The following is a 25,805-nucleotide window of genomic DNA, read 5'->3' on the forward strand; positions in this document are numbered from 1 at the left end:
CTGAATAAAAAGACGTCCGAAAAAAATAATAAATATCGCGACCGTGCTAACTCTCTTTATTGACTCAAGGTGAAGTTATGACTTACGTGATCGTTCATGCTCTGGCCCCTATTTTTGTCATCATGCTGCTGGGATTTTTCGCCGGCAAAGCGAAAATGGTCGATAACAAAAATGTCTCGCTGCTTAATATTTTTGTCATGGACTTTGCTCTACCCGCCGCGCTGTTTAGCGCGACAGTACAAACGCCGTGGCTTGGCATTGTTCAGCAGTCACCGCTAATCGTGGTACTGGTGCTTTCGATGTGGATTACCTATGCGGCGATTTACTTCCTGGCGACCAGCGTATTTAAAAAGTCGCCGCAGGATGCCGCCGTGTTGACGCTTACCGTGGCGCTGCCTAACTATGCCGCGCTTGGCCTGCCGATTTTAGGCAGCGTGCTCGGGGAAGGCTCCTCGACTTCGCTTTCCGTCGCGGTGTCGATTGCCTGCGGCTCCGTCCTGATGACGCCGTTCTGCCTGCTGATTCTTGAACGTGAAAAAGCACGTGCGGCAGGGGAAAACACTGGCTCAACGCTGACAATGTTGCCTGTACTGATGTGGCGTTCGGTGAAAAAACCTATCGTGTGGGGACCGTTGCTGGGGGTTGTACTGTCGGCTGTCGGTGTCCGGATGCCTGACTTGCTGCTGGCTTCTATTAAACCGCTGGGCCTGGCCGCTACCGCAGCCGCATTGTTCCTGACCGGCGTGATCCTGTCTGCGCGTAAGCTGCAGATCAACACTATGGTTATCACCGCGACCGTTACCAAACTGCTTATCCAGCCGTTTATCGCCTGGGGCATCGTGCTGGCGCTCGGCCTGACTGGCCCGGTGGCCATTACCTCCATTCTGATGATTGCCCTGGCCGCCGGCTTCTTTGGCGTAGTTTTTGGCAACCGGTTTGGTGTGCAATCGCCGGATGCGGAAGCCGTGTTGTTGCTGAGCTCGGTACTCTCTATCCTGTCGCTACCGCTGTTTATTACGCTGACTTCAGGAATTTAACCTATGCCGACATTGCGCCCCCACGATCTCCTTTGGCTCACCGACCGCGAAGCACTGGAGAGGGTTCGCGAGGAGTGGATAGCCAGCCAGTGGCGTCCTGCGCTGCCGGTAGTGGTACGGCGTGATGTCGAACGTGACGGACGTGTGCCGGTAGGCGTGCGGGGGATGCGACGCGATCAGCGAGCAGCGGGCTGGGTAAGTACGGCGAGCGTTAAACGCGTTGTTAGCCCTGAAGCGTTATCCAGCCGTGAACTGCTGCTCAATTCCCCGTTTGTTTCCATGCCGCCGGTGCAGGGCGCTATTCAGCTGGCGAGCCGCCCGTGGGCATGGTGCTGGGGTATTACCGGGAGCGTAGGTTACGCGCTGGCAACAGAAATGCCGGTGATGCATGCCGAGAGCGATCTGGATGTGCTGATTCGCAGCCTACAGCCGATATCAAAAGAGGCGCTGACAGAGTGGCAGAGCCTGACCGGGCGACTGCTGTGCAGGGTTGATACGCAAATCGAAACGCCTTACGGCGCTTTTGCGCTGGCGGAATGGCTAAGAGAAAAACGCGTGTTGCTGAAAACGAATCAGGGGCCGCTGCTTGTGATCGACCCCTGGTTGCCGGAGAAAAACGGATGAAAATACTTTTTACTTTTCCCGGGCAGGGAACCCAGCGTGTGGGCATGCTACAGGATCTACCCGAGCGCGACGCCATCCTGACGCAGGTCAGGGCGGTCTTAGGGAACGAAGCAGGCCAGTTAGATAGTGCTGCTGCGCTGAGGCATACTCGTGCCGTACAGCTTTGTCTGCTAATCGCAGGTGTCGCCTGGGCGCAGGAGCTTGAGCGTAGCGGCGTAAAACCAGACATGGTCAGCGGACTGTCTATCGGCGCGTTTCCGGCAGCCGTAGTCGCCGGCGTTATTCCCTTTTCAGATGCGCTGCGGCTGGTGGCGCTTCGCGGCGATCTGATGGAGCAGGCTTATCCTGAAGGCTACGGCTTAACGGCTATCGTCGGGCTGCGTCTGGAACAGGTGGAACTCCTGGTGGCGGGCAGCGGCACTTACATCGCGAATATTAATGCTGAACAGCAAATCGTCATCGCCGGTAGCGAGGAGGCTATGGCGAAGGTTGCGGGTAGGGCGCTTGAGCAGGGGGCTCAAAAAGCCCGGCAGCTGGCGGTTAGCGTGCCCTCTCACTGTGCCTTGCTGAATGCGCCTGCGCAGAAGTTAAAACAAGCATTTGCTGATGTGGCGCTAAGTCGCCCCAACTGCGCTTATCTCAGCGGCAGCACGGGCCGGGTACTTTGGCAACCAGAGCTAATTGCGGAAGATCTGGCGCTGAATATGGCCCGCACGGTGCGGTGGCGAGAGGCGATGATTGCCGCCAACGAGCGCGACGTGCGGCTGGCGATTGAAATGCCGCCGGGTAGCGTGCTTTCAGGTCTGACGCGGCAGGCGTTTAGTGAGGGGATCACCGTTTGTCGCGAACAAAACAGCGTGGCGGCCATTGTCCACCTTGTGGAAAAAACTAGGGCGGCGCGTTAGGCGTATCGATGAACGTGCGGGCGTACATTCGCCCCTCGGCGGCCAGCGCCAGTAGGTTCGGGTCATGTTCACGGTTGCGGGCAAAGACGATAGCGATGGTTTGTTTCATCTGATATTGCTCGGCCAGCCTCAGCAGCTGCACTGAATTTTCATACACCTTCTTCATTCTTCCGGGCATCAAGGTTAGCCCTACACCCGCCTGTACCAGGCTGACCATTGAGAAAATGTCGTTTACCCGAGTAACGATTTCCGGCTCGAAACCGGCGACGTTAAAGGCTTCCTGAAATCCCGCATAGGTGGCAAATCCTTCCGCCAGAGAAACGAATTTCTCCGCGTGGAACTCACGCAGATCTGCCGGGTGCGAGGTGTCCAGCGGGAAGCTGGCCGGTGCTGCCAGGAAAATATCGTCTCTAAACATGGGCAGGACTTCCAGCCTCGAGCGATCCACTTCACCTTCAGAAATGGAAATCAAAATAGCGTCCAGTACGCCGTCTTCCAGCATATTTAGCAGCACCTGGTTTGAGCCCATGGTGAGATCCATTTCCAGCTCCGGCCGCCTGAGCTTCATGCCCATGATAAGTTTCGGAACGGTTTCGAGCGTCAGGGAATAGAGGGTGCCGATACGCAGTCGCCCCTGGCCTACGCCTGCCGTCTGGCGGGTTTCATCGATGCCGCGCGCCATCAGCGCAACCACTTCTTTGCTGTGCTCCAGCAGGGTAAATGCCGATTCGAGCGGTACCAGGTTGCGCCCTTTATGAATAAACAGCGGGCAGCGCACACCTTCCTCCAGGGTATGCAACGCGCGGTGCACGCTAACCCCGCTAATACCCAGCGCTTCGGCGGTGCGCGCAATGTTCCCTTTCTCCATAAACTCCATGAATATCTCAAGCTTGCGGAAAGTGATTTCAGCGTCGATTTTCATTACCCGGCGATAACCCCAGTCGGAAAAATTATGCCATAAAGGTATAGCAAACGAGACCAGACGGCACTGATGAGCCGCAATAAGCAGCAGGATTTACCGTTGCGCCACGAACGTATCCATCATAAGCAACGCCAATGATGGCACTAAAACGGTCCTTTCATCACACTTTCAAACAAAAAGCGCCGCTGGAAAAACGGCCTTTTATCACCCGGTTATGTGAGCCAATTCACGGTAAGCCAGCGGAAAAGCGCCATTCCGGCTCTTTATGTGGAACAGATCACTATTGCCGCCGCGATTTCCACTTCGAAGTGGAAAACAACTCGCTACAAACCTTTCCCCCCGCCAGGTAGCTTAAAAAACAGATTAGTTAACGAGGTACCCAGGGTGAATAACGGAGCGGTAATGGTTAATGAAGCCGAGGAGTTAACGGCGCGTATTCAGGATTTTATTGACGCGCTGTTCAAAAGTAAGCACATCACGCCTAACGCGGTACAGGAACAAATGCTGGCCTCTCACGTGAAGGCGATGATTCATCGCTCTCTGACCGGAGAGCCGTTACCAGAAGTGGAAGAGAGCTTGTTCGAGGAGATCTCCGCGGAGTCGATGGAAATGGCGCAGGCGGTGGTCGATCAGTTCGGAAATCTGCCGGTAGAAGAAGCGTGGTTGCTGTCAGTGCATTTCGAAGTGGCGAAAGACAATCTTTGAATAATCAGGAGAAAACAATGGAACAAATTACCGTAGTCATTGGTGACCGTCTGGGCAAAGGCCAGAAAGTTGCAGCAGGGATCGAAAAAGCGGGCGGTCGCGCCGTGGTTATTCCAGGCGTCGCCGCCGACATGAAGCTGGGCGACGTGATGAAAGCGGAGAATGCCACCTTTGGTATCTCCTTCTGCGGCAGCGGCGGCGCAGGTGCTATCACCGCACAAACCAAACACGGCTACAAAGCTAAGTATGGCATGCGCTCCGTTGATGAAGGCGTGACGGCGATTAACGAAGGCAACAACGTGCTTGGCTTTGGCTTTATGGACAAAGAAGAGCTGGGTGAGCGCCTGGTACAGGCGTGGAACAAGAAGTACGGCAGTTAAGTATGAAAGAAAAATTCGCTACCACGGTGCGAGTTAGCGGGCGCGGCGATACCAAAGCCAAAGCCTTTTCCGACGCCCTGAATCACGTTCAGGGCACGGTGCTTAAATCCACCAACCACATTCTTCTGCGCATTGAGCCACAGGACGTGCAGGTTGTTCAGGCGCAGGTCAGGGTGCGCAAAGAAGCTTTTCTGTTCTTCTTCCTGCGCCGGGAAAGGCGGAGCTACAGCGTGGAGCTGGATGTTTCCGTCAACGTGACGGCTCTTAACCTCGATGAGGTGGATTTCGTCGCACAATAAAATAACACTAACAAGGGCAGACTCATGTTCTTAATCATATTATTCAAATCACTCATTATCGGCGGACTCGTCGGTGTGGGCGTTGGTGCCGGGGCCGCGCGTATGTTCCATGCGCCAACCTCTCAGGGCATGGGCGCATTTCGTACACTCGGCGAGCTGAACTCCTGCGAAGGGGACCCGGCCTCTCACTTCTCCTTTGGGCTTGGCTTCTTCTTTAACGCCTGGGCATCTTCCGTCGCGGCGGGGGCATTCACCCAGGACGTTGACCACCGCATTATCCCTAACTGGGGCGCGGCTGCTCTGATGGTGAAGAACCGTAACGTGGCGGAAACCCTCCACGACCCGAAAAAAATGGCTATCGCCTGCGGCATCATCGGCATGATCGTGGTGGCGTTCCTGAACTCTACGGCCTCTGCGGTGCCGGCGGCACTTCAGGTCACGGCAGTCAAAGTGCTGGTGCCTGCGGCTAACCTGCTGGTGAACACCGTGATGCCGGTCATTTTCTGGCTGGCGGCTATCGACGCGGGCAAAAAATCTGGCTTCTGGGCAACCATTTTCGGCGGCGCAGCGCAGCTGATCATGGGCAACGCCGTGCCGGGACTGGTGCTAGGCATCCTGATCGGTAAAGGCGTTGAAGAAAGCGGCTGGCACCGCGTCACCAAAGTGATGATGACGGCTATCGTGGCCCTGTTTGTGCTGAGCGCCTTCTTCCGCGGGTTCGACATGAAGATGATTGAGTCTTTCCACATGACCGTGCCGAACTGGCTGGATCTGCTGCATAACTCGCTGAGCGGCAAATAAGGGGATAACGCATGGAACAGAATAAAGGCTTTTGGTACGCGGACTGGTCATTCCCGATCTTTGTCGGCCTGCTCTCCTCCGGCGTGTTTGCCGGGACACACATGTACTACCTGTACGGCATCGGCGCGTTTAACGAAGTCGCCTTCGTGGCGATGCTGAAGTCCGGGATTGATACCGGCGTTTACGGCGCGGTGGCGGCGTTTGGCGCCAGCTTCCTGTTTGCCCGCATCATCGAAGGCTCTCTGGTCGGGATCCTGGATATCGGTGGGGCGATTCAAACTGGCGTAGGCCTCGGCGTTCCGGCGCTGCTGCTGGGCGCGGGCTTTGTCTTCCCGGTGGCAAACTTTGCCGCATCGCTGGTGACTGGCCTGGTGATTGGTCTCGCCATTGGCTACATCATCATCCTGGCACGTAAGTTCACCATCAATCAGAGCGACTCGACCTACGGGGCGGACGTCATGATGGGCGCGGGTAACGCCTCCGGCCGCTTCCTTGGGCCGTTGATTATCCTCAGCGCCATGACGGCTTCGATTCCCATCGGCATCGGCTCGTTGATCGGCTCTCTGCTGTTTTACCTCTGGGGCAAACCGATTACCGGCGGGGCGATCCTGGGCGCAATGATTTTAGGTTCCATTTTCCCGGTAGCGTTGTAAGCAGTATTTCCAGGGCGGACGGGCTGTGGCTCGCCCGCCAGTTAAGGAGAAAGATATGTTTGACCTGATCCTGCGCCAGGCGCGGCTGGTGGACGATACCGTGATCGATATCGCCCTGAAGGACGGCAAAATTGCCGCCTTAGGCAAAATAACCTGCGAGGCAACTGAAGAGCGCCAGCTGAACGGCGAATACTACGTCAGCGCCGGCTGGATTGACTCCCACGTTCACTGTTACCCCAAGTCCCCTATTTACCATGACGAACCTGACAGCGTAGGGATTCATACCGGCGTGACAACCGTCGTTGATGCCGGAAGCACCGGGGCCGATGACGTCGACGATTTCTATCAAATCACCCGCAGCGCAGCGACCGAAGTTTATGCGCTACTGAACATCTCCCGCGTGGGCCTGATTGCCCAAAACGAACTGTCCAATATGGCGAATATTGATGCTGACGCCGTGCGCGGCGCGGTGAAGCGCCACCCGGACTTTATCGTGGGCTTAAAAGCACGCATGAGCAGCAGCGTGGTAGGTGACAACGGCATTACGCCGCTGGTGCGCGCCAAGGCTATCCAGAAAGAAAACGGTGATTTGCCGCTGATGGTCCATATCGGCAATAACCCGCCGGATCTCGATGAAGTGGCTGAGCTGCTGACCAGCGGCGATATCATCACCCACTGCTACAACGGCAAGCCGAACCGCATTCTCAATCCGGCCGGGCAACTGCGAGCCTCCGTGGCGCAGGCTATCCAGCGTGGGGTGCGCCTGGATGTCGGGCACGGCACCGCCAGCTTTAGTTTTGACGTGGCGCGTGTCGCTATCCAGCAGGGCATTCTGCCGCACAGCATCAGCTCGGATATCTACTGCCGCAACCGCATCAGCGGCCCGGTGCATTCACTCGGCGCAGTGATGTCGAAATTCCTCTCCATTGGCCTGTCATTGCCTCAGGTGATCGACTGTGTGACCGCGCACGCTGCGGATGGATTACGTCTGAAAAATAAAGGCCGCCTGGCCGTGGGGCTGGATGGCGATCTGACCGTCTTTGAACTGCGCCGCCAGCCAACGGTATTTACCGACGCAGAGCAGCAAACGCTGACGGGTGACCAGGCGCTGGTGGCGCTGGCCGCAGTGCGCGCCGGGAAATGGTTTACTACCGAACAAGGGAAAGCTGAACATGTCTTCGATCTATGAAAAATACAATTTAAAACAGGTGATTAACGCATCTGGCCGCATGACCGCTCTCGGTGTGTCTACGCCTCGCCCGGAAGTGGTGGATGCGGTCACCACCGGCATGAATCACTACTTCGAAATGAAGGATCTGGTCAACAAGACCGGCGCCTACATTGCCGGGCTGCTTGATGTTGAAGCGGCGACCGTGGTGTCCTGCGCTTCTGCCGGTATTGCCCAGTCCGTAGCTGCGGTGCTGGTAAAAGACAATCAATGGCTGATCGAGAACCTACACGCGGCCCCATTGGAGAATAACGAGATCGTGCTGCCGAAGGGCCACAACGTTAACTTCGGCGCGCCGGTCGGCACGATGGTGAACCTGGGCGGCGGCAAAATCGTTGAAGCGGGCTACGCCAACGAATGTTCGGCGGACCAGCTGGCCGCAGCTATTTCTCCGCGCACGGCGGCCATTTTGTACATCAAATCCCACCATTCGGTGCAAAAAAGCATGCTCAGCGTTGAGCAGGCCGTTGTCGTGGCGCGTAAGCACAATCTGCCGCTGATTGTTGACGCTGCGGCAGAAGAAGATTTGCGGTGCTACTACCGCGCCGGGGCAGACCTGGTGATTTACAGCGGGGCGAAAGCTATTGAAGGCCCAACCAGCGGGCTGGTGATCGGCAAAGAGCAGTACGTCGAGTGGGTTAAGCTGCAAACTGGCGGTATCGGACGTGCGATGAAAGTCGGCAAAGAAGGCATTCTCGGTCTGACCTGCGCGATTGAACATTACCTGAGCGCAGCCAAAGAGAGTGGGGCCGAAATGGTCGCCAAAATGACGCCGTTTATCGACAGCCTGAACACGCTGAATGGCGTTACCGCGCGCGTGGTGTGGGACGCCGCTGGCCGCGATATCGCCCGCAGCGAAATCAAGTTCGATGAAGCGACCGTCGGCATCAGCACCGGCGAGCTGGTCGGTAAGCTGAAGCAGGGCGAATACGCCATCTACTTCCGTGGCTACAAGGCCAACGAAGGCATTATTGAAGCGGATGTGCGCAGCGTAAGTGCGGCACAGCTGGAGATTATTTACCGCTGCATCAAAGCGCTGGTAAGCAAGGAGAAATAAGCATGAAACTGACCCCGAATTTTTACCGTGACCGCGTGTGCCTGAACGTCCTGGCTGGCTCCAAAGAAAACGCCAAAGAGATTTACCAGGCGGCGGAAGGCCACGTGCTGGTCGGCGTGTTATCCAAAAACTACCCGGATGTAGCAAGCGCGGTCGCCGACATGCGTGATTACGCGGCGCTGATCGACAACGCGCTGTCCGTTGGCCTTGGCGCAGGCGATCCCAATCAATCTGCCATGGTGAGTGAAATCTCCGGCCAGATTCAGCCCCAGCACGTCAATCAGGTGTTTACCGGCGTGGGGACCAGCCGCGCTCTGCTGGGCCAGACTGACAGCGTAGTTAACGGCCTGGTTTCGCCGACCGGCACCGTCGGGATGGTAAAAATCTCCACCGGCCCGTTAAGCTCTGGCGCGCCTGAGGGCATTGTACCTGTCGAAACAGCGATTGCGCTGCTGAAGGATATGGGCGGCAGCTCAATCAAATATTTCCCGATGGGCGGGCTGGACTGCCGCGAAGAGTACCAGGCGGTAGCGGAAGCCTGTGCGAAGCATGATTTCTGGCTGGAGCCGACCGGCGGCATCGATCTTGAGAACTACGAGGAGATCCTGAAGATTGCGCTGGATGCCGGCGTCAGCAAAGTGATCCCGCATATTTACAGCTCAATTATCGACAAGGCCAGCGGCAATACGCGCCCGGCGGATGTTGCCACTCTGTTGGCGATGACGAAGAAGCTGGTGGGGTAAAGTGCTCGCTGTTTCCCCTGCCCCCGGCCCTCTCCCCAAAGGGGAGAGGGGGAAAGAAAGGCCGGTTCTCCTTCGAGGAAGAGAGAAAGACTGATGTGAAAAAGAAAGATCCCCTCTCCCTTTTAGGGGGAGGGTTAGGGTGAGGGTATAATCCTCATCAACCACACTTCGAGGACAAACGCATGTCTGCACGCACTCTGCTTGTTGCTTCATTTGCCTTACTTGCCGCCGGCAACAGCGCGGCGCAAAGCCACTATGCCTGGGTTGGCACCTACAACCCCAACGGCGAAGGGCTTTACCGCTTCCAGGTTGACGCCAAAACCGGCGCGCTTAGCGAGAAAACGCTGGTCAGCTCGCTGCCGAACGCCGCACAGCTCACTGCGTCGCCGGATGGAAAAACGCTATACGTAGCCAGCGAAGCCGAGAAAGGCGTGGTAGCGGCATTGCGTGTGGGTGATAACGGAAGTGTGATCGAACTGAATCAGGTCTCTTCCGGGGGCGCTGGCCCGGTCTATCTGTCCCTAACGCCGCAGGGTAAGCACCTGCTGGTGGCTAACTATGTGAGTGGCTCAATCGCCGTATTGCCGATTAATGCAGACGGTAGCCTGCAGGAAGCCAGCGACAAGCATCAGGACAGCGGTGAGCCGGGCGCGGCAAAACCAGAAGCTGCGGTAGAAGGTAGCTTTGCCGCCAGCGATCATAACGGCCCGCATGCCCATATGATTGCCGCCGATCCGAGCGGCAAGTTTGTCTTCTCCACCGATCTTGGCCTGGATCGGATCTACCAGTATCGCTTCGATCAAAGCAAAGGCGTGCTGGAGCCAAACGATCCGCCGTTTATCGCCGCCTCTTCAAAAGGCGCGGGGCCACGCCATTTTGTCTTTGCCGCAGACGGCGCAAGCCTGTGGTTGATTAACGAAGAAGCTTCTACGCTTACCCATTACAAGCTCGACCGTGAGAAAGGCACGCTGACAGAAGGAAAGACGATTTCTTCCCTGCCAAAAGGCTATAAGGGTACAAGCTTTGCCGCGGGCCTGGTACTGAGCCACGACGGCAAGCAACTGTATGTGGCCAACCGCCTGCATAACAGCATTGCGCATTTCAGCGTGGGCGCTAACGGCGAGCTTACGCATCAGGACGATATCTGGACCAGAGGCGACTATCCACGAGGCCTGACGCTGGATAATACCGGCAAACACCTTTATGCCCTGAACCAGCGCAGCGACAACATTACTCGTTTTAGCGTGGCCCCGGGCAGCGGTAAATTAACTTTTATCGAGGATTATACGGTGGTGGGAAGCCCGTCACAGATGGTCTTCACCCCGTTTAAGTAAAGCAGGACGGGGCGCTTAAACGCCCTGATAACCAAAGGAAGCGGTAGTGAGATTCCCCAATCAACGGCTGGCTCAGCTTTTTGAGATGCTGCAAAACGAAACGCTGCCCCAGGATGAACTGGCGCGGCGTTTGTCCGTTTCTACTCGTACGGTTCGGGCCGATATCACGGCGCTTAATGCGCTGATGTCAGGCTTCGGGGCTCAGTTTACGCTTACCCGCGGTGCGGGCTATCAACTGAATATCGAGGATACTGAGCGTTATGGCGAGCTGGTGCAGCATCGTCCGCGTCAGCTTCGTATTCCTCGTACTTCGCCAGAACGCGTGCATTACCTTGTGGTGCGTTTTTTGACGGCGGCGTTTTCACTGAAGCTGGAAGATCTGGCCGAAGAGTGGTTTGTCAGCCGGGCCACGCTGCAAAGCGATATGGCCGAAGTACGGGAGTGGTTTAACCGCTATCATCTGACCATTGAGACACGCCCGCGCCACGGCATGAAGCTGTTCGGCAGCGAAACGGCTATACGCGCCTGCCTGACTGACCTGCTGTGGCAGTTAACCTTAGAGGACAGCGAAAATCCGTTATTGACGGAAGAAGCGCTGAACGCGGGTGTCCCGGAGTTGCTCGCCGGTTCGCTGCACGATTGTTTTACCCGTTGCCACATCCGCCTGACCGATGAAGGCGAGCAGTTTATTCGCCTCTATTGTTCGGTGGCGGTTCGTCGCATCAGCGAAGGCTATCCGCTACCGGAATTTACGGCGGATAGCGTTGATGTCCAGGTGAAAGAGGCAGCCAGACAGATTGCCGCTCTTCTTCAGCAACTGGCGGGGAAGCCGCTTTCCGAAGCTGAAGAGCAGTGGCTGCAGGTGCACATCGCCTCGCGGCAGGTGCAGGAAGTGGCGCCGAGCGCGATCAGCGCCGACGATGATGAGGCGCTGGTTAACTACATTCTGCGCTACATCAATACCCACTATAACTACAATCTTCTCAGCGACGAGCAGCTGCACGCCGACCTGCTGACCCATATCAAGACAATGATCACCCGGGTGCGCTACCAGATAAACATCCCGAATCCTCTGCTGGCTAACATCAAACAGCATTACCCGTTGGCTTACGACATGACGCTGGCGGCGGTCTCAAGCTGGGGAAAATATACCCCTTACGCTATCAGCGAAAACGAAATTGGTTTTCTGGTGTTGCACATCGGTGTGGGTCTGGAGCGTCATTACAATATTGGCTACCAGCGCCATCCTCGCGTGCTGCTGGTTTGCGATACAGGGAATTCGACGGTGCGTATGCTGCAGGCCATGCTGCTGCGTAAATATCCGCAGGTGGAAGTGACCAACATTATCTCTCTGCGCGATTATGAGCAGCTTGAAACCGTGGATGAGGACTTTGTGATCAGCACGGCGCGCATAAATGAGAAAGAAAAGCCGGTGGTGGTGATGGCGCCGTTCCCGACGGACTATCAGCTCGAGCAGCTTGGTAAGCTGGTGTTGGTGGACAGAACAAGACCTTACATGCTGGAGAAATTCTTCGATGCCAGCCATTTCCGCATTATCGATCAACCTATGACGCAGCAGCAGTTGTTCCTGACGCTCTGCGAGCAACTGGAGCGGGAAGGCGTGGTTGATGCAGACTTTCACCCGTCGGTTGTGGAGCGCGAGGCCATTGTCAGCACCATGCTGGGCGAAGGTATTGCGCTGCCGCACTCGCTGGGCCTGCTGGCGAAAAAAACGGTGGTTTACACAGTGCTGGCGCCACACGGTATTAGCTGGGGGGATGAGACGGCGTACGTGATCTTCCTGCTGGCGATTAGCAAAAGTGAATACGAAGAGGCGATGGCGATTTACGACCTGTTTGTGACCTTCCTGCGTGAGCGAGCGATGGTTCGGCTGCGCGAGAGTAAGGATTTTGACAGTTTTAAAGCCGTGGCGATGGAGTGCCTGAGTAAGCTGTAATCACCGTTGACCCTCATTCAGGAAGGGAGAGGGGGGGGGATTCTGTGGGCAACGTTTACTTCGCCAGAATGAAAACTGTCGGAAATTCAATCGACTGGCTGGTGTTATCCCCTCTCCCTTGTGGGGAGAGGGTTAGGGTGAAGGGCCGTTATTTCAGGATCGTGAACGCGGTGGTGACGTGCTTCACGCCGCTAACCCGGCTGGCAATATCCGCCGCGGCTTTACCTTCACGTTCGGTTACCAGGCCGAGCAGGAATACCTCGCCATTCTCGGTGGTGACTTTCACGTTAGACGATTTTACCTGGTCGCTGGTGAGCAACTGAGATCGAACTTTTGTGGTGATCCACGTATCGCTCGATGCGACACCCAGTCCGACCGGAGCCATAATTCGAATCTCGTTATAGACTTCGGTTGCGCCGTCTACGCCCAACGCAATTTGCTTCGCACGAGAGGCGAGGTCTGGGTTAGGAGACTGACCAGCCAGCAGCACTTTGCCCTGGTAAGCCGTCACGTTAATACGCGCTTCTTTCTTGATCTGCTCATCCTTGTTGAGCGCGCTGTTCACGCGTAATTCAAGCGTGCCGTCATCAACCTGCGTCCCGACTGTGCGTGGGTCTGTCGCAGTTTTTGTCGCTACGGCGGCGCTTCCCACAACAACGGCACCGACGCAGCCCTGCAGCAACAGCGCGGAAATAAGAACTGCGACTGGCGTAATGGCCTTCATGTTCATTCCTTCTCCTTTCTCAAAATTAGCTATTAGCCATCCTGGTGGGGAAATAGCGTATTGTCGATCAGATCGCATAAACAGTTCACCGTCAGCATATGCATCTCCTGGATGCGGGCGCTTCGATGAGAAGGGATTCGGATTTCAACATCCTGTGGCCCCAACAGTCCTGCCAGTTCGCCGCCGTCATAGCCCGTCAGCGCGACGATGGTCATGTCGCGGGTGACAGCGGCCTCAACCGCTTTGACAATATCACGGCTATTGCCTCGGGTGGAAATCGCCAGCAAAACGTCCCCGGCGTGGCCCAGCGCACGAACCTGTTTGGCATAAACTTCTTCATGCAGACGGTCGTTAGCGATCGCGGTTAAGACCACATTATCTGCATTAAGTGCAATGGCCGGTAAACTAGGACGCTCTGTTTCAAAACGGTTGATCATGCTGGCAGCAAAATGCTGTGCGTTGGCGGCGGAGGTGCCATTGCCACAACAGAGGATTTTGTTGCCGTTCAGTAAAGACTGAACCAGCGTCATCGCTGCACGGGAGATGGCGTCCGGCAGGGCTTCCGCTGCGGCAATCTGAGTTTGAATACTTTCCGTGAAGCAGACTTTGATTCTTTCGAGCACGTTGATTCTACCTGGAGTTTTTTAGATATCGGCGGCAAACGCGTTGGTCAGCCACGCTATTTCATTGCCGGTGAAAGCTAACACATCGAAACGGCAATCTACAGTATCAAAACTTTGACCTTTGCCGCTAAGCCAAACCTGAGCGGCATGCAGCAGGCGCAGCTGCTTGCTGCGCGTCACGCTGGCGGCGGCTCCGCCGAACTTATCGTTACGTCGAAAACGCACTTCCACAAAAACGATAACCTGCTGCTGTTGCATAATAAGGTCGATTTCGCCGCCGCGAACGTGCACGTTCGCGGCCACAAAGCGCATTCCCTCGTGCTCAAGATAGCGACGCGCCTGCTGTTCATAGCGCGCGCCGCGTTGCTTGCGGTTCAGGGTACCGGAACGATCTGACCCTGACTGAATTGCAGCCAATTTAACTTCCTGTTAATGACGCAGTCCTGGCTGGCGGTCAGCTGCCCGGTGTTGCCGTTCACCTGATAACCCGGCACCTGGCGTATCTGCGAGAAATGGCTGGCCAGTGTCCAGGCGTCTACGCCCATGGCATACAGACGCGCCAGCGAGTAGTCATTATTGACGCTGCTTAAGGCCTGCTGCATCAGCTGTGGATTACCACCGGAAAGCATCGGGATTTCACTAAACTGCAGGCCTTCCATTTCTAGTCGGTAGTCCGGGCCATTCACGCCCTGCGAGCTGCGCGAGCTGGCATACAGCTGAGCGCTGCCGCGGCTGCCAGTGCGCATCGCAATCATCGGTTTGATCAGCGCCACTTCTTCGGAGGTCGCAATGATATAGACCGCGTCTACGTTGCCGCTGCTGCCGGCGGTAATTTGCGCATCCGTAGGTGCTGCCGGAATAGTCAGTCCGCCAATGGTGACGCCTGGCGGCGTATTGGACGGCGTACTTACCGGGGTGCCGGTCAAGGCGATGCCGGAGCCGCTGTTAATCCCGCGTTTCAGGTCGCTCACTGAACCAAATTTCTGCTGCAGTACCAGACCGCCGCCGAGTTTCTGCCATTCGGTGGCAAAGGCTTTCGCCACTCGGTCGCCCAGAGCGTTAGAAGGGATCAGCATCAGCGGATTGCGGTGGCTTTGCTGCCAGATGTGATCTGCGGCGTCACGAGCTTCGTCTTCTGGAGAAAGTGCGAAATAGCAGATGTTAGGGCGATTCTGCACGTTTTCAGGCTGGTTAAGCGCCAGAATATTTAACGGGCTGTTGGTGCTGGCCAACTGGTCAACATTGTTTTTTAGCAGCGGGCCAACGACCAGCGTGGCGCCGTCCTGCTGCGCCTGAGCCAGAACCTGAGAGAGCGGCTGGCTGCTGGTGTCGTAAATCTTAATTTCTGCCGAAGGGTTCGCGGCAACAGATGGCGCGGTTTGTGCGTCTGGCTGGGCAGACGGCGTTGCTGGTGCTGCGGTTTGCGGCGTTGCGGCCTGTGCCTTCTGGTCTGTTAAATCGCTGACGGACGCACTTGCCGGACTTACTGCAGCATTAGGATCTGCGGGGGCCTGAGACGCTTGCGGCTGAGGCGCTTCTTGAGGCGGAGCAGCCTGTTGTTGCGCATTAGGATCTACGGGCTGGGCGGCAGGCTGAACGGTTGCAACCGGCGCGACGCCGTTGTTTTTCGCCGCTTCAAACCCTTGCTCAATCGCGCGGCCAAACACCGCAGCCTGGCCGTTGAGCGGCAGCAGGAGAGCGATTTTACCGGTTGAGGCCGGTTTGAAGTTTTGAACATTCACCAACTGAGTCGGCAGCGTCTTTGAACCCGGATTATTCGGGTAGCGCGTTTGCCAGTCCTGAATCCCGGCTTTCAGCATGTTCGGATCGTTACGGTTATCGCTCCAGACGTGCTGCAGATCCAGCCAACCCTGCAGGGTATTTTCGTCGGCGTTAATCACCAGGCTGTTCATTTGCTCTGGGGAGAACTGCGACAGAACCTGCCAGGTGCCATCAATGTTCTTTTGATGTGCATCGCCTTTCAGCAGCGGTTCCTGAGCAATATACGCGCGCAGCAGCGCTAAAGACGGGCGTCCCTGAGAAGCGTCAATCACAGCCTGGTAATAACGGCTCTGTTGGCCCTTGTCGAGTGCGCTCGGGTCAATCTTTTCCAGCAGGGCAGAAGCGGCGCTGAAATCTTTCTGCGCAATCTTCACTTCCGGCACCAGTAGCTGTTGTTCACGCACTTGAGTATCGTTGAGCTGCTGCGGCAGTTGGTTATACAACGCCACGGCCTGCTGAGGTTTGCCTTCCTTTAGCAGGGAACGAATGGCGAGTAATTGCCAGTTGGTCTTGCTATCATCTGCACTTTGCTGCATTTGCTGCAGATAGTAAGCGGACCCGGCGGTGGTGTCGCCCTGCAGCAGCGTGGCGGACTGATCCGGCGCCTGGGTTGAACAGCCGGCAAAAATCAGCGCCGCGAGCAACACAGGCAGGCAGCGCCCGGCTTTTGAACGATTCAAGGTTAAGGGTAGCATTCTGTATCCAGTGGTTTTATTTCCCAATGTACAATATTAAATCGGCAATACGGATGAAACAATGAAACAACACGAAACGGCGGCGATTTCAGCCAGTACGCTCTACATCGTCCCGACGCCTATCGGCAACCTCGGGGATATCACCCAGCGGGCCCTCTCAGTGTTGCAAAGCGTTGATCTGATTGCCGCAGAAGATACCCGTCATACCGGACTTTTGCTGCAGCATTTTGCGATTAATGCGCGACTCTTCGCACTTCACGATCACAATGAGCAACAAAAAGCGGAAACGCTACTGGCGAAGCTGCAGGAAGGCCAAAGCATTGCGCTGGTGTCAGACGCCGGTACGCCGCTGATTAACGACCCGGGCTACCACCTCGTGCGCACCTGCCGCGAAGCGGGGATTCGCGTCGTGCCGCTTCCTGGCCCATGCGCCGCTATCGCGGCACTCAGCGCAGCTGGCTTGCCGTCTGACCGTTTTTGCTATGAAGGTTTTTTGCCTGCAAAATCCAAAGGTCGCCGCGATGCGCTGAAGGCGATTGAGCAGGAACCGAGAACGCTGATTTTCTATGAATCCACCCACCGCCTGCTCGACAGTCTCGATGATATTTGCACGGTGCTGGGCGAATCCCGCTACGTGGTGCTGGCGCGCGAGTTGACCAAAACCTGGGAGTCGATTCACGGTGCGCCCGTAGGCGAGCTGCTGGCATGGGTGAAGGAAGATGAAAACCGCCGCAAAGGCGAAATGGTGCTGATTGTTGAGGGCTTTAAAGTCCAAAGCGATGATGAACTCCCCGCCGAAGCGCTGCGTACGCTGGCATTGCTGCAGGCTGAGTTGCCGCTGAAAAAGGCTGCAGCGCTTGCCGCTGAAATTCACGGCGTGAAAAAGAATGCCTTGTACAAATATGCGTTAGAAAACAGCGAGAAATAGTTTTCTCGAGCCGGCTCCTGGTTTTCACCTCGCCCTATGATGGAGAGTGTGTTTGCTATGACGGTGAAAGCATTCCTGAATCTGAGATTTGGAGCCTGTCTCCTGATGAATCCCGACGTGGTATTGTGCTGGTGGCAGAGAAGGCTTGTGAATGACCGAGTGAATAAGGCCCGATATATTCGGGCCTTATGGTTTTGCTAGTTGACCGGCGTTGCCTCAATCACCAGCGTTTCCAGCGGGTTCAGCGTCACAACCAGCGGCTTACTGTAGTCGTTGGCTACGGTCTCGTTCTCGCCGTAAACCTGCTTTAGCGTAAAGCGCGTGGCCTCACCGTTCGGCACTTCAAAGCTCTTACTCAGGTCGAGATAGTAGCTTTGCGGCTTATCTGACGGGTTCCGCAGGCCCAATATTGCTTTCTCTTTACTCCACGATGCCCAGCCGTAAACCTCAAGCTGTGTAGGGTCGCCGCCAACCCAATGGCTGTCGACCAGCACGCTGCTGTTCGCTCTTGACCATTTCGCTGCGTCGGCAAGCGTGTCCCATTTAGCGTTGTTCAGCATTGAAGGCGTGATGTACAGCTCCTGCAGCTGCGTGCCGGTGGCGAAGTAACTCCAGGTCTGATCCGCAAAGTCCTGGTCCGTTTGTACTTTTTCCAGCCCAAAGTAGGCATGTTCCGCGCTGACAATGCCGTGGTACATCAGTGAGTTAATTGGGAAAAGTGGGCCTTTACGCACGATGGAGCGATAAGTTTCCGCGTCGCGATAGGTTATCCACTGTTGCACCGGCGAACCTTTGCCATAAACGTTGATGTCATCGCCCTGGCGCCAGATGGAGTCGGCGTAGAACAGCCAGGACGGGCTGGCGTTGGTACCGGTCGTCAGGTTGATAAACAGATCTTTGTTGGCGGCCCGCATGTTTTTGATTAGCTCAATGGAGGCATCAAAGTCAGAGGCGTAGGGGCTGCCTTTGATGTACGAGTTGGCGTTGCCCATACCGTCGAGCTTAAACGAGGTGATATGTTCGTTTTTGATAAGCCCGATAATTTGCTGATTAAAATTGTGGAAGTAGTTGGGGCCTGAGAGGGCAAATTTGCCGTCCACGGTTTCAAAGCCGTTCTCTTTGGCGTGTGAAACGCGCACGTCGCGTGGTTTGTTGTAGCCACCCCACGGTGAGAGCCACAGCCCCACGGAAGTATGCAAACTGTCCGCTTTTTCTTTGATAACACCAAAGCCATGCTTAAACGCCGGACTAAACAGCCACTTCCCGGTCAAATCGTCCCAGCCGTCATCCAGCAGGAAGCCGTCGAGCTTCACGCCCCGCTTGCTTATCAGTTCGCTGGCGTATTCATCCATGCGGGTCAGCACGTCCTTCTCGGTGTAGGGCGTGAAGAAGCCGATGTCCATCCAGCTGTTGTAGTGCAGGTAAGGCTGATAAGGGCGCGGGCGCATGGCGTTGATAAATTCATTAAAGCTACGGCGAAGCTGGTCTGTTGCTTCAAACGTGCCAAAGTAGAGCGTATAGGTCACCGGGGCGTCGGTTTTAATCGGTGTTTTGAGCTCAACGTTCAGGTTGGTGGTGGTTTCGTAGGCGTAGGTATTCACGATCGGTTTTTGCGGCAGCATATAGAAACTGTCCGCCACGATGGGGGAACTGTTGATGGCGCCGTTGACATAGGGTGCCTGTGCCTGGCCTTTGGTCGGAAAGAAGGTGATCTTCGCGACTTCACGCGGCTGGCCTTTTGCCTGCAGCGTGTAGTCCACCGCCGCGTATTTACCCTTCAGCAGTCTCAGGGTCACGTTGACCGAGAAATCGTCTCGCTCGTAATTAATCTGAATGGCGTCTGCCGTTTTGCTGACGTTTTTGATTTTAAAGTCGGCGGTATGGATAACTTTTTCGTCCGGCAGCGTCAGAAAGAATAGTTCGACAGGAGCCAGTTTGTGGTCGGATAGCCGGTCTTTCACCACCACTGCCGAGCCTGAATCGTCGAAAGAGACGGCAAGGTTTGTATTTTCAAGCTGGTACTGAGCAGCCAGCGCGGCGTTGCTCATGAACATCATGAGCAGGGAGCTTTTTATTATTGTCTTCATCAGAGGTCCTTACAGCAGAGAGTTAAAGCGCCGCTTCTGATTCCGGCAGCAACTTATTCGCCGAGCCGCATACAGCGACTTTGCTACGCACCACTTCTTTCATCGCGTCCATGCCGACGCGCATGTAAAAGCGTGGGTCGTTGCCTTCCGGGTTAGCGCCAAACCATTCTTTCACCGCGGCGGCGAAGGCGATTTTTAATTCCGTCGCAACATTCACTTTGCAGACGCCAAGCTCGATGGCGCGGCGAACAAACTCGTCAGGCACGTCACTCGCGCCGTGCAGCACCAGCGGGACGCTGACGACGTCGCGGATCTCACCCAGCCGTTTGAAGTCTATTTTCGGGCGTTTGGTATACAGGCCGTGTGCGGTGCCAATGGCAACCGCCAGGCTATCGACGCCGGTGAGCTCAACAAAGCGGCGGGCTTCCTGCGGATCGGTCAGAAAAGCGCTTTCTTCATCCACATCCATGTCGTCTTCCACGCCGCCGAGTCGGCCTAGTTCGGCCTCGACGCTGCAGTCGTTGCGGTGGCAAAACTCGACCACGGATCTCACCAGCTTCGCGTTGTCAGCAAAGGGGAAGTGGCTGCCGTCAATCATGGCGCTGCGCACGCCTGCGTTAACTTTGCGGCTGATGTCCGCCAGGCTTTCGTGATGATCGAGGTGCAGAGCCAGCGGTATGCCGTAGCTTTCGGAATAGGCGTGGCACAGTGCGTAAATCTCTTCGAAAGCGATATGTTTAAAGGTGCCCGGCGTGCCGGCAAGGATCACCGGGGAATGCATCTCTTTGCACACTTCAAGAATCGCCTGGATGGTTTCGGCATTGTGGATATTAAAAGCCGGTACCGCATAGCCTCTGGCCTGTGCGTCCTGAAGCAGATACTTCGTGGATATAATGCTCATGATGAACCTCTCAGCCTTTCCAGGGATGAATAACGACGCCTTTAACTACGCGATTAACCGTGCCGCTGGCGGAAGGCGTGTCCGGCGTAATGCCTGCTTTAACGGAGGAAGTGAGGGCGAAAACCTGGGCATATATCAGGAAGCAAAACGCCTGCTCAACGTCGAGGAACGTACGATCTGCCGCAGGCAGCAGGATATGCGGGCCTGATGCGATCTCGGGGCTGGAGGAGGCTGAAATGGCGATCGTTTGCATAGCCAGACTGTCCCGGCGCAGCTCCGCCAGCAGATCCAGATCGTACTGGCGAGTGTACGGATCGCTGGAGACCAGCACGATCGCCAGCGTCTTACTATTGACCAGGGATTTTGGGCCATGCCTGAAGCCGGTTGGTGTGTCGTAAAACGCCGCCAGCTTGCCAGCCGTGAGTTCAAGCACCTTCAGAGAGGCTTCTCGCGCCACGCCCTGCAAGCCACCGCTGCCCAGGTAGACCACGCGTTCATAGGGAAGATCGCCAAACGGAATCTCTCTGAAATCGCCCTGTGAATGAATGATTTGGGCACAGCGGTGAGCGACATCCTGAAATGACTGCGTGTTGATCACGCCCGGGGCGAAAACCGCAAGGCAGCTTGCCATCATGGTCGTGATGCTGCTCGTCATGGCAAAACCGCGATCGTGCGTTTCCGCAGGCATCAGCAGCGGCAGTGAGCGTTTGTCCTCCAGCGCGCTGCGGTAGAGACTACCGCCCTCGTTACAGGTGATGGTTATGTGATAGCAGGATTTCACGAGCTGGTTGGCAAGTTCCACCGCAGCGACGCTTTCGGGGCTGTTACCGGAGCGAGCGAAGGAAACCAGCAGCGTGGGCTGTTCAGGGAAGAGATAGTCCAGCGGATTGGTCACCAGATCCGTGGTTGGCACGGCAACAAACTGTTTGCCGGTGTGGCGAGACAGCCACGGTGCAATGATGTCGCCGATAAACGCCGAGGTTCCAGCGCCAGTAAGGATAATTTTTAACTTGTCGTTCGCAAGTAGTGGATTCAGGAAGGCGGCGATCTCGTCGCGCGCGCGGTCTATCTGTTGCAGGGAACGGATCCAGCTCACGGGCTGCTGGCGGATCTCTTTTTCAGTCCAGGTCGTGTGGCTGCGATCTGTGGCCGTGGAAGTTTCACTCATGACTCAGTCCTTAGCATTACAGCGTCATATGTCGGCTTTTTATCGCCCATAATCTTTCGTTTTGTTTCATTTGATGGTTTTTAGTACTTTGTGAAAATTTATAGAAAGGAATCGACAAGATCAATATGAAAAGTGAAATAAAACGAAAATCATGATGTGGATCTTTATTTTCGTATAGCACTTTGTTTTGTTTGATATTTATTGAAAATAAAACAATTAAATAAAGAAAAAGAAAGGCCCGTGGCGGATCTCGCCACAGGCCAAAGTGATGCATAATGAAAGCAGCAGGAGCCGCCGCCAGCATTAAACGGGGGTCGAAACTGAATATAAGTAACCCGATTCTTAACTTCAGATGCCTTCTTCGCTGGCTTCCGTTGCCCGGTGGCGCGCCATTTCGTCGACCAGGCTGGTCAGGCCGCGATGCCCGCATTCCAGCGCCATCTGGCGAAACTCGCTGCCGTTTAGCCCTTCTCGCTCGAGTACCATCTCCAGCAGTAGCTGCAGATTGACGCCAGTAACGACTTCGCGTCCCGGCTTCTCAAGCGCCAGCGTTGAGGCGACACGGAAAGGCGTACCGCCCAGCAAATCCGTCAGAAAGACCAAACCTTCGCGTTCATCCAACTGGCCGATAGCGGCTTGAAATTGTTCCGTCAGCCGTGCCGTGGAGGAGGTTTCTGGAAAGTCGATGGCAATAATCTGCGGTTGCTCGCCGAGGATCTGTTTCATTGCCTGTTCCATCCCACTGGCAAAGCCTCCGTGGCCGCTCAAAATGATGCTCAACATCTGCTTTTCTCCTTAGAGGAAGTGAAGGAACTTCCCAACAACGGCTAAAACGACGGTGATGCAAATCAGGCGCAAGGGGCTCCAGCCTCGGCGGACCAGGGCGAACATTGCCAGGGTATAGACCAGCGGCAAAAACGCAGGCATCAGTTTGTCGATGACGTCAGCCTGAAGCTTAACTACCGCATCCCCGGCCGTAATTTCAAGCGTAGTGGACAGGCGAACATAGGTGGCAACGAGAGCGCCGATAACGGTCATCCCGACGATGGAAGCGGCATGTCCTACTTTACGTGTATTAGCCTTAATTAGCGGAATAGCTGCCACGCCCATGCGGTAAGCGTAGTGCGCCAGGCCGAAACGCAGGCCCAGATGCACCACGTTAAATAGCACGATAAACACGATGGCACCTAGGATCGACCCTTGAAGCGCCAGGCTGGCGCCGATACCGCCGCAGATTGGCAGCAGCGTCAGCCAGAACATCGCATCCCCGATGCCACCGAGTGGGGCACCAACGGCAATTTTTGTGCTCTGGATACTGTTTACATCCTGCTTCGAACGTTCCATCGCCAGAATAATGCCGATCACAAAGGTGACCAGGAAAGGATGGGTATTAAAGAATCCCATGTGTCCCTGCATCGCCCGCGCCAAATCGCGTTTGTTGGTGTGGATCTTTTTCAGGGCGGGTAGCAGGCCATACAGCCAGCCGCAGGCCTGCATACGCTCGTAGTTAAATGAGGCCTGCAGCAACATCGAACGCCATGCTACGCGGTTGATATCTTTTCGGGTTAGCTCTGCGCCAATGGTCTGATCTTCATAAATCGTATCATTGGCAATGATGTTCTCAGACTCAATGGCCTGTGAAAGCGTTTGGGTATCAGATGCCATCTTCGAATTCCTCTTTCTGGACGCGAGCGTGCTGCGGTGGTGTAGGGTCTTTACGCATCAAATCCATCAGGGCCAGCGCTAGCGCGGCGGCGGCAATTGCCAGTACCGGTAATTTCAACCAGGCTGCGCCAACAAAGCCGATGATGAAGTAGGGGATATAAACGTTTTTCATCATGATTTTCAGCAGTACGGCGAAACCGATAGCTGGCATGATGCCCCCTGCGACGCCCAGCCCGTCAATCAGCCGCGCGGGTAACATATCGATGGCTGTTTTGGCATGTTCGGCCCCAAAATAAATGGGTAAGAAGGCGCAGAGAAAATAGAAGATGCCGAGTGCGAGCATCGCCAGATAGTTAATGCGCTCAATGCCATTGGTGTCGGCGTTCGCCGCCATGCGGTCGGCACGTGCCATGACGCCGGACATCACGGAGAACAAGAAGGTGATGCCCATCTGTACCGCAACCGCAAAAGGCACTGCGACGCCGACGGCGACTTCGGGCTTCACGCCGGTGGTAATGGCAAAAGTCGTGCCGACGATGGTACCGATAATGACGTTAGGCGGCTGCGCGCCGGCGAGCGGAGCCAGGCCCATCCACACCAGCTCCAGCGTGCCGCCGGTGAGAATACCGGTGTGTAAATCGCCAAGAATAAGACCAACCAGCGGGCCAAGGACGACGGGGCGGTGCATATGGGTCAGGCCGTTGAACATATCCAGACCGGCGATAAAGGCCAGCAGGCCCAGGGCTATCGCTTGCAGTAAGCTGATTTCCATAGCAAATACCTCAGAGAAGTTTATAGAGATCCTGAGCTGATTCCGTCGGTACACCTTGCACAAAACATTCGACGCCGGCCTGTTTCAGGCCGGAGAAGGCGGCAATGTCTTGTTCATCAACCGACACGGTTTTAGCCACCTGCTTTCTGCCTTCGACGTAGTGCATGTTGCCCACGTTGATGCGCGTTACCGGCACGTTGCCGTTCACCAGGGTGAGGAAATCCCGCGGGTTTTTACAGACCAGCAGGATCTTCTGGCGATCCGCCGCGCGGTGAATGTTGTCGATGACTTTTTGCAGCGGCCAGAAGCGCACCGCTATTCCTTCTGCCAGCACCATCTCCATCAGGTTCTGTTGGATGGGATCTTCCGCCACCTCATCATTCGCGACCAGGACCAGGTTTGCGCCGGAAAACCCGACCCACTGCACGCCAACCTGACCGTGGATCAGGCGCTCATCAATGCGGCTTAAGACAATATTTGGCATGGTATTTTCCTTATTATCATTGTGTTAATGAGGAGATGACTCACCGTGACAGGCCGCGTGATACTGGCGCAGCACATCCTGAATATGGTCGATAATCAGCTCATGAGGTTTGGCTGCCAGCTGTGCTTCCCGCACTTTGGCGTACTGAAGCGGCAGGTACTGGCTGATTAACGGCAGCGGAATAGGTTCGTGGGCAAGGTTCCTGACCAGCACATCGTAAGCCTCATCGATATCGCGATCCGGCCAGTAGTAGCGCACCCGGTCAGAGTAGCTATAGCCGCGTGCCAGACGTAGCGCATCGCCGTTGCCGTGATAGTGCTGCTGCCAGTGCTCCGGGTGGTCAAGCATCACGCTTTCCAGGACGTCCCTCAGGCCGGAGCATTTGTGTGCCGGGAGCAGTTCTCGCTCAATGGCTGAGAGGGAAAAAAGGGCTTCACGCAGGGCAAAAGTCAGGGCTGGGCCGACTTTTAGTATCGCAAAATGATCTTCCACCAACTGATGCAGCGCCTGCGTGGTCTGGTAATCCGTTGAATGTGCTTCAAAAACCATCGTTGGCGAATCTGAAATGAGTTTGCTTAGCGCCCGGGCTTTTTCTGGCTTGTAGTCAATCACCTGGGTGTGGTCGAACTCGACGCCGGGTTGAACAACAAGGCCAATAATGCGCGGCCAGATTTCACTTAGCCCCTGTTCTGCAAAGGCCTGGCGGTGAGCTTCCAGCGTAGTGTTTGCAGCCTGCGGCGTGGTGACGGCGAGTTCGGCGAGAGTTTCATGGGCACCGCCAGGGACTGGGACTTCGGTGCCGATGATGTACACCAGATCGGCATGGCCAAAGTGGTCGATACAGGTTTGCTCAGCAATCAGCGCCAGCCTGGCTGCTCGCCCGGCAACGACGTGATCCGTGAGCGGCACGGGATCGTCCACACAAGACATACTGCAGTCGAGGTGTATTTTCTTGAAGCCTGCGGCGACATAGCTACGGATCAGCTCTTCGGCATGGGACATCGCCTCTTCGGCTGGTCGGGTTTGCCAGCGGTTTGGCCCAAGATGATCGCCGCCGAGTATCAGGTTGGCATAAGGAAAGCGGTGTTGTTCCGCGAGTTGATAAACGAAACCGCAGAAATCCGCAGGCGTCATTCCGGTATAGCCGCCGTACTGGTCCACCTGGTTAGAGGTCGCTTCAATAAGCAAGCTGGTGCCGGCTTCGCGAGCGTGGCGCATGGCGGCCTCAAGCACCAGCGGATGCGCGGAGCACACGGCAAAGATCCCGTGCTGGTTGTTCCGTTTGTGGTTAGCGACAAATTCGATCAACTGTTTCACTTTCCTCTCCACGG

At 55.8% G+C, this 25,805-nt stretch carries 27 protein-coding genes; 14 read left to right on the forward strand and 13 right to left on the reverse strand.

Features of this window, described 5'->3' with window-relative positions; all coding sequences use genetic code 11:
- Positions 1 to 77: 77 nt before the first annotated feature.
- From ACR6JA_RS07720 to mdcH, 3 genes are read left to right on the forward strand one after another with little or no spacing between them, the layout of a single operon-like run.
- The gene (locus tag ACR6JA_RS07720; RefSeq protein ID WP_166877368.1) at positions 78 to 1,037 is read left to right on the forward strand and encodes an AEC family transporter; all 960 of its coding nucleotides are present in this window, start codon (positions 78 to 80) and stop codon (positions 1,035 to 1,037) included.
- Between the two features lie 3 nt (positions 1,038 to 1,040).
- Complete coding sequence (locus tag ACR6JA_RS07725) at positions 1,041 to 1,661, forward strand: malonate decarboxylase holo-ACP synthase (RefSeq protein ID WP_494493830.1); 621 nt, start codon at positions 1,041 to 1,043, stop codon at positions 1,659 to 1,661.
- Positions 1,658 to 2,566: a malonate decarboxylase subunit epsilon gene (mdcH, locus tag ACR6JA_RS07730; protein ID WP_494493831.1), complete on the forward strand. Its 909-nt coding sequence runs from the start codon at positions 1,658 to 1,660 to the stop codon at positions 2,564 to 2,566. The genes ACR6JA_RS07725 and mdcH overlap by 4 nt, the downstream gene beginning before the upstream one ends.
- On the opposite strand, the gene ACR6JA_RS07735 is transcribed toward mdcH, so the two are convergent.
- A complete protein-coding gene (locus ACR6JA_RS07735; protein ID WP_336818284.1) occupies positions 2,550 to 3,488 on the reverse strand; it encodes a LysR family transcriptional regulator in 939 nt (312 codons plus the stop codon). The genes mdcH and ACR6JA_RS07735 overlap by 17 nt on opposite strands.
- Before the next feature lie 384 nt (positions 3,489 to 3,872).
- Here ACR6JA_RS07735 and ACR6JA_RS07740 point away from each other — a divergent pair, with 384 nt between their 5' ends.
- From ACR6JA_RS07740 to ACR6JA_RS07785, 10 genes are all read left to right on the forward strand, one after another.
- Complete coding sequence (locus ACR6JA_RS07740) at positions 3,873 to 4,193, forward strand: glycine dehydrogenase (protein WP_419656866.1); 321 nt, start codon at positions 3,873 to 3,875, stop codon at positions 4,191 to 4,193.
- A gap of 17 nt (positions 4,194 to 4,210) precedes the next feature.
- Positions 4,211 to 4,573, forward strand: coding sequence for an SFCGS family glycine-rich protein (locus ACR6JA_RS07745; RefSeq protein ID WP_008453696.1), 363 nt, complete (start codon positions 4,211 to 4,213; stop codon positions 4,571 to 4,573).
- A gap of 2 nt (positions 4,574 to 4,575) precedes the next feature.
- Entirely contained in the window at positions 4,576 to 4,872 is a 297-nt protein-coding gene (locus ACR6JA_RS07750; RefSeq protein WP_008453694.1) for a DUF4312 family protein, read from the forward strand.
- 24 nt (positions 4,873 to 4,896) lie between these two features.
- Positions 4,897 to 5,673, forward strand: a complete 777-nt coding sequence (locus ACR6JA_RS07755; protein ID WP_008453692.1) for a DUF4311 domain-containing protein — start codon at positions 4,897 to 4,899, stop codon at positions 5,671 to 5,673.
- Between the two features lie 11 nt (positions 5,674 to 5,684).
- Entirely contained in the window at positions 5,685 to 6,326 is a 642-nt protein-coding gene (locus ACR6JA_RS07760) for a DUF4310 family protein (RefSeq protein ID WP_008453690.1), read from the forward strand.
- 55 nt (positions 6,327 to 6,381) lie between these two features.
- Positions 6,382 to 7,515, forward strand: coding sequence for an amidohydrolase/deacetylase family metallohydrolase (locus ACR6JA_RS07765; RefSeq protein ID WP_494493832.1), 1,134 nt, complete (start codon positions 6,382 to 6,384; stop codon positions 7,513 to 7,515).
- On the forward strand, positions 7,499 to 8,611 hold the full coding sequence (locus ACR6JA_RS07770) for a DgaE family pyridoxal phosphate-dependent ammonia lyase (RefSeq protein ID WP_494493833.1): 1,113 nt from the start codon (positions 7,499 to 7,501) through the stop codon (positions 8,609 to 8,611). The genes ACR6JA_RS07765 and ACR6JA_RS07770 overlap by 17 nt, the downstream gene beginning before the upstream one ends.
- Positions 8,612 to 8,613: 2 nt before the next feature.
- Positions 8,614 to 9,354 (forward strand): 2-dehydro-3-deoxy-phosphogluconate aldolase, encoded by a 741-nt coding sequence (gene dagF, locus ACR6JA_RS07775; RefSeq protein WP_213714759.1) that lies wholly within the window; start codon positions 8,614 to 8,616, stop codon positions 9,352 to 9,354.
- A gap of 182 nt (positions 9,355 to 9,536) precedes the next feature.
- Positions 9,537 to 10,688: a lactonase family protein gene (locus ACR6JA_RS07780; RefSeq protein ID WP_494493834.1), complete on the forward strand. Its 1,152-nt coding sequence runs from the start codon at positions 9,537 to 9,539 to the stop codon at positions 10,686 to 10,688.
- A gap of 46 nt (positions 10,689 to 10,734) precedes the next feature.
- Entirely contained in the window at positions 10,735 to 12,645 is a 1,911-nt protein-coding gene (locus tag ACR6JA_RS07785) for a PRD domain-containing protein (protein ID WP_166993241.1), read from the forward strand.
- Positions 12,646 to 12,793: 148 nt separating this feature from the next.
- Here the strand turns inward: ACR6JA_RS07785 and dolP are convergent, their stop codons facing one another.
- The 4 genes from dolP to ACR6JA_RS07805 are packed head-to-tail and all read right to left on the reverse strand — an operon-like array spanning position 12,794 to position 16,469.
- Positions 12,794 to 13,369: a division/outer membrane stress-associated lipid-binding lipoprotein gene (gene dolP, locus ACR6JA_RS07790; protein WP_008453679.1), complete on the reverse strand. Its 576-nt coding sequence runs from the start codon at positions 13,367 to 13,369 to the stop codon at positions 12,794 to 12,796.
- A gap of 32 nt (positions 13,370 to 13,401) precedes the next feature.
- Entirely contained in the window at positions 13,402 to 13,992 is a 591-nt protein-coding gene (gene diaA, locus ACR6JA_RS07795; protein ID WP_008453676.1) for a DnaA initiator-associating protein DiaA, read from the reverse strand.
- Between the two features lie 21 nt (positions 13,993 to 14,013).
- On the reverse strand, positions 14,014 to 14,409 hold the full coding sequence (locus ACR6JA_RS07800) for a YraN family protein (RefSeq protein ID WP_494493835.1): 396 nt from the start codon (positions 14,407 to 14,409) through the stop codon (positions 14,014 to 14,016).
- The gene (locus tag ACR6JA_RS07805) at positions 14,367 to 16,469 is read right to left on the reverse strand and encodes a penicillin-binding protein activator (RefSeq protein ID WP_494493836.1); all 2,103 of its coding nucleotides are present in this window, start codon (positions 16,467 to 16,469) and stop codon (positions 14,367 to 14,369) included. The genes ACR6JA_RS07800 and ACR6JA_RS07805 overlap by 43 nt, the downstream gene beginning before the upstream one ends.
- A 61-nt stretch (positions 16,470 to 16,530) precedes the next feature.
- Here ACR6JA_RS07805 and rsmI point away from each other — a divergent pair, with 61 nt between their 5' ends.
- Complete coding sequence (rsmI, locus tag ACR6JA_RS07810; protein WP_166867245.1) at positions 16,531 to 17,397, forward strand: 16S rRNA (cytidine(1402)-2'-O)-methyltransferase; 867 nt, start codon at positions 16,531 to 16,533, stop codon at positions 17,395 to 17,397.
- A gap of 197 nt (positions 17,398 to 17,594) precedes the next feature.
- On the opposite strand, the gene ACR6JA_RS07815 is transcribed toward rsmI, so the two are convergent.
- The 8 genes from ACR6JA_RS07815 to kbaZ form a co-directional block, all read right to left on the reverse strand.
- The gene (locus ACR6JA_RS07815) at positions 17,595 to 19,484 is read right to left on the reverse strand and encodes an alpha-galactosidase (protein ID WP_494493837.1); all 1,890 of its coding nucleotides are present in this window, start codon (positions 19,482 to 19,484) and stop codon (positions 17,595 to 17,597) included.
- 22 nt (positions 19,485 to 19,506) lie between these two features.
- Positions 19,507 to 20,385 (reverse strand): tagatose-bisphosphate aldolase subunit KbaY, encoded by an 879-nt coding sequence (kbaY, locus tag ACR6JA_RS07820; RefSeq protein WP_494493838.1) that lies wholly within the window; start codon positions 20,383 to 20,385, stop codon positions 19,507 to 19,509.
- A 10-nt stretch (positions 20,386 to 20,395) separates the two neighbouring features.
- Complete coding sequence (locus ACR6JA_RS07825) at positions 20,396 to 21,553, reverse strand: SIS domain-containing protein (RefSeq protein ID WP_213714750.1); 1,158 nt, start codon at positions 21,551 to 21,553, stop codon at positions 20,396 to 20,398.
- Positions 21,554 to 21,901: 348 nt separating this feature from the next.
- Positions 21,902 to 22,336 carry a PTS galactosamine/N-acetylgalactosamine transporter subunit IIA gene (gene agaF, locus ACR6JA_RS07830; RefSeq protein WP_213714749.1) on the reverse strand — a complete coding sequence of 145 codons (435 nt, stop codon included), beginning with the start codon at positions 22,334 to 22,336 and terminating at the stop codon, positions 21,902 to 21,904.
- 12 nt (positions 22,337 to 22,348) lie between these two features.
- Positions 22,349 to 23,218, reverse strand: a complete 870-nt coding sequence (agaE, locus tag ACR6JA_RS07835) for a PTS N-acetylgalactosamine transporter subunit IID (RefSeq protein ID WP_166877316.1) — start codon at positions 23,216 to 23,218, stop codon at positions 22,349 to 22,351.
- Entirely contained in the window at positions 23,208 to 23,990 is a 783-nt protein-coding gene (agaW, locus tag ACR6JA_RS07840; RefSeq protein WP_213714747.1) for a PTS N-acetylgalactosamine transporter subunit IIC, read from the reverse strand. Before agaW ends, agaE begins: the two co-directional genes overlap by 11 nt.
- A 10-nt stretch (positions 23,991 to 24,000) precedes the next feature.
- Positions 24,001 to 24,474 carry a PTS N-acetylgalactosamine transporter subunit IIB gene (agaV, locus tag ACR6JA_RS07845; protein WP_494493839.1) on the reverse strand — a complete coding sequence of 158 codons (474 nt, stop codon included), beginning with the start codon at positions 24,472 to 24,474 and terminating at the stop codon, positions 24,001 to 24,003.
- A gap of 24 nt (positions 24,475 to 24,498) precedes the next feature.
- Positions 24,499 to 25,791, reverse strand: a complete 1,293-nt coding sequence (gene kbaZ / locus ACR6JA_RS07850; RefSeq protein ID WP_494493840.1) for a tagatose-bisphosphate aldolase subunit KbaZ — start codon at positions 25,789 to 25,791, stop codon at positions 24,499 to 24,501.
- Positions 25,792 to 25,805 lie beyond the last annotated feature (14 nt).

Source organism: Cedecea sp. B1(4), assembly GCF_059414925.1.

Coding starts and splice junctions, on each gene's coding strand:
- ACR6JA_RS07805 (WP_494493836.1), bottom strand. CDS start 16,469: ATGCTACCCTTAACCTTGAATCGTTCAAAAGCCGGGCGCTGCCTGCCT.
- ACR6JA_RS07745 (WP_008453696.1), top strand. CDS start 4,211: ATGGAACAAATTACCGTAGTCATTGGTGACCGTCTGGGCAAAGGCCAG.
- dolP (WP_008453679.1), bottom strand. CDS start 13,369: ATGAAGGCCATTACGCCAGTCGCAGTTCTTATTTCCGCGCTGTTGCTG.
- mdcH (WP_494493831.1), top strand. CDS start 1,658: ATGAAAATACTTTTTACTTTTCCCGGGCAGGGAACCCAGCGTGTGGGC.
- ACR6JA_RS07780 (WP_494493834.1), top strand. CDS start 9,537: ATGTCTGCACGCACTCTGCTTGTTGCTTCATTTGCCTTACTTGCCGCC.
- ACR6JA_RS07750 (WP_008453694.1), top strand. CDS start 4,576: ATGAAAGAAAAATTCGCTACCACGGTGCGAGTTAGCGGGCGCGGCGAT.
- kbaY (WP_494493838.1), bottom strand. CDS start 20,385: ATGAGCATTATATCCACGAAGTATCTGCTTCAGGACGCACAGGCCAGA.
- ACR6JA_RS07720 (WP_166877368.1), top strand. CDS start 78: ATGACTTACGTGATCGTTCATGCTCTGGCCCCTATTTTTGTCATCATG.
- ACR6JA_RS07725 (WP_494493830.1), top strand. CDS start 1,041: ATGCCGACATTGCGCCCCCACGATCTCCTTTGGCTCACCGACCGCGAA.
- rsmI (WP_166867245.1), top strand. CDS start 16,531: ATGAAACAACACGAAACGGCGGCGATTTCAGCCAGTACGCTCTACATC.
- dagF (WP_213714759.1), top strand. CDS start 8,614: ATGAAACTGACCCCGAATTTTTACCGTGACCGCGTGTGCCTGAACGTC.
- ACR6JA_RS07755 (WP_008453692.1), top strand. CDS start 4,897: ATGTTCTTAATCATATTATTCAAATCACTCATTATCGGCGGACTCGTC.
- ACR6JA_RS07760 (WP_008453690.1), top strand. CDS start 5,685: ATGGAACAGAATAAAGGCTTTTGGTACGCGGACTGGTCATTCCCGATC.
- agaV (WP_494493839.1), bottom strand. CDS start 24,474: ATGCCAAATATTGTCTTAAGCCGCATTGATGAGCGCCTGATCCACGGT.
- ACR6JA_RS07815 (WP_494493837.1), bottom strand. CDS start 19,484: ATGAAGACAATAATAAAAAGCTCCCTGCTCATGATGTTCATGAGCAAC.
- ACR6JA_RS07765 (WP_494493832.1), top strand. CDS start 6,382: ATGTTTGACCTGATCCTGCGCCAGGCGCGGCTGGTGGACGATACCGTG.
- agaE (WP_166877316.1), bottom strand. CDS start 23,218: ATGGCATCTGATACCCAAACGCTTTCACAGGCCATTGAGTCTGAGAAC.
- ACR6JA_RS07770 (WP_494493833.1), top strand. CDS start 7,499: ATGTCTTCGATCTATGAAAAATACAATTTAAAACAGGTGATTAACGCA.
- agaW (WP_213714747.1), bottom strand. CDS start 23,990: ATGGAAATCAGCTTACTGCAAGCGATAGCCCTGGGCCTGCTGGCCTTT.
- ACR6JA_RS07735 (WP_336818284.1), bottom strand. CDS start 3,488: ATGAAAATCGACGCTGAAATCACTTTCCGCAAGCTTGAGATATTCATG.
- ACR6JA_RS07825 (WP_213714750.1), bottom strand. CDS start 21,553: ATGAGTGAAACTTCCACGGCCACAGATCGCAGCCACACGACCTGGACT.
- agaF (WP_213714749.1), bottom strand. CDS start 22,336: ATGTTGAGCATCATTTTGAGCGGCCACGGAGGCTTTGCCAGTGGGATG.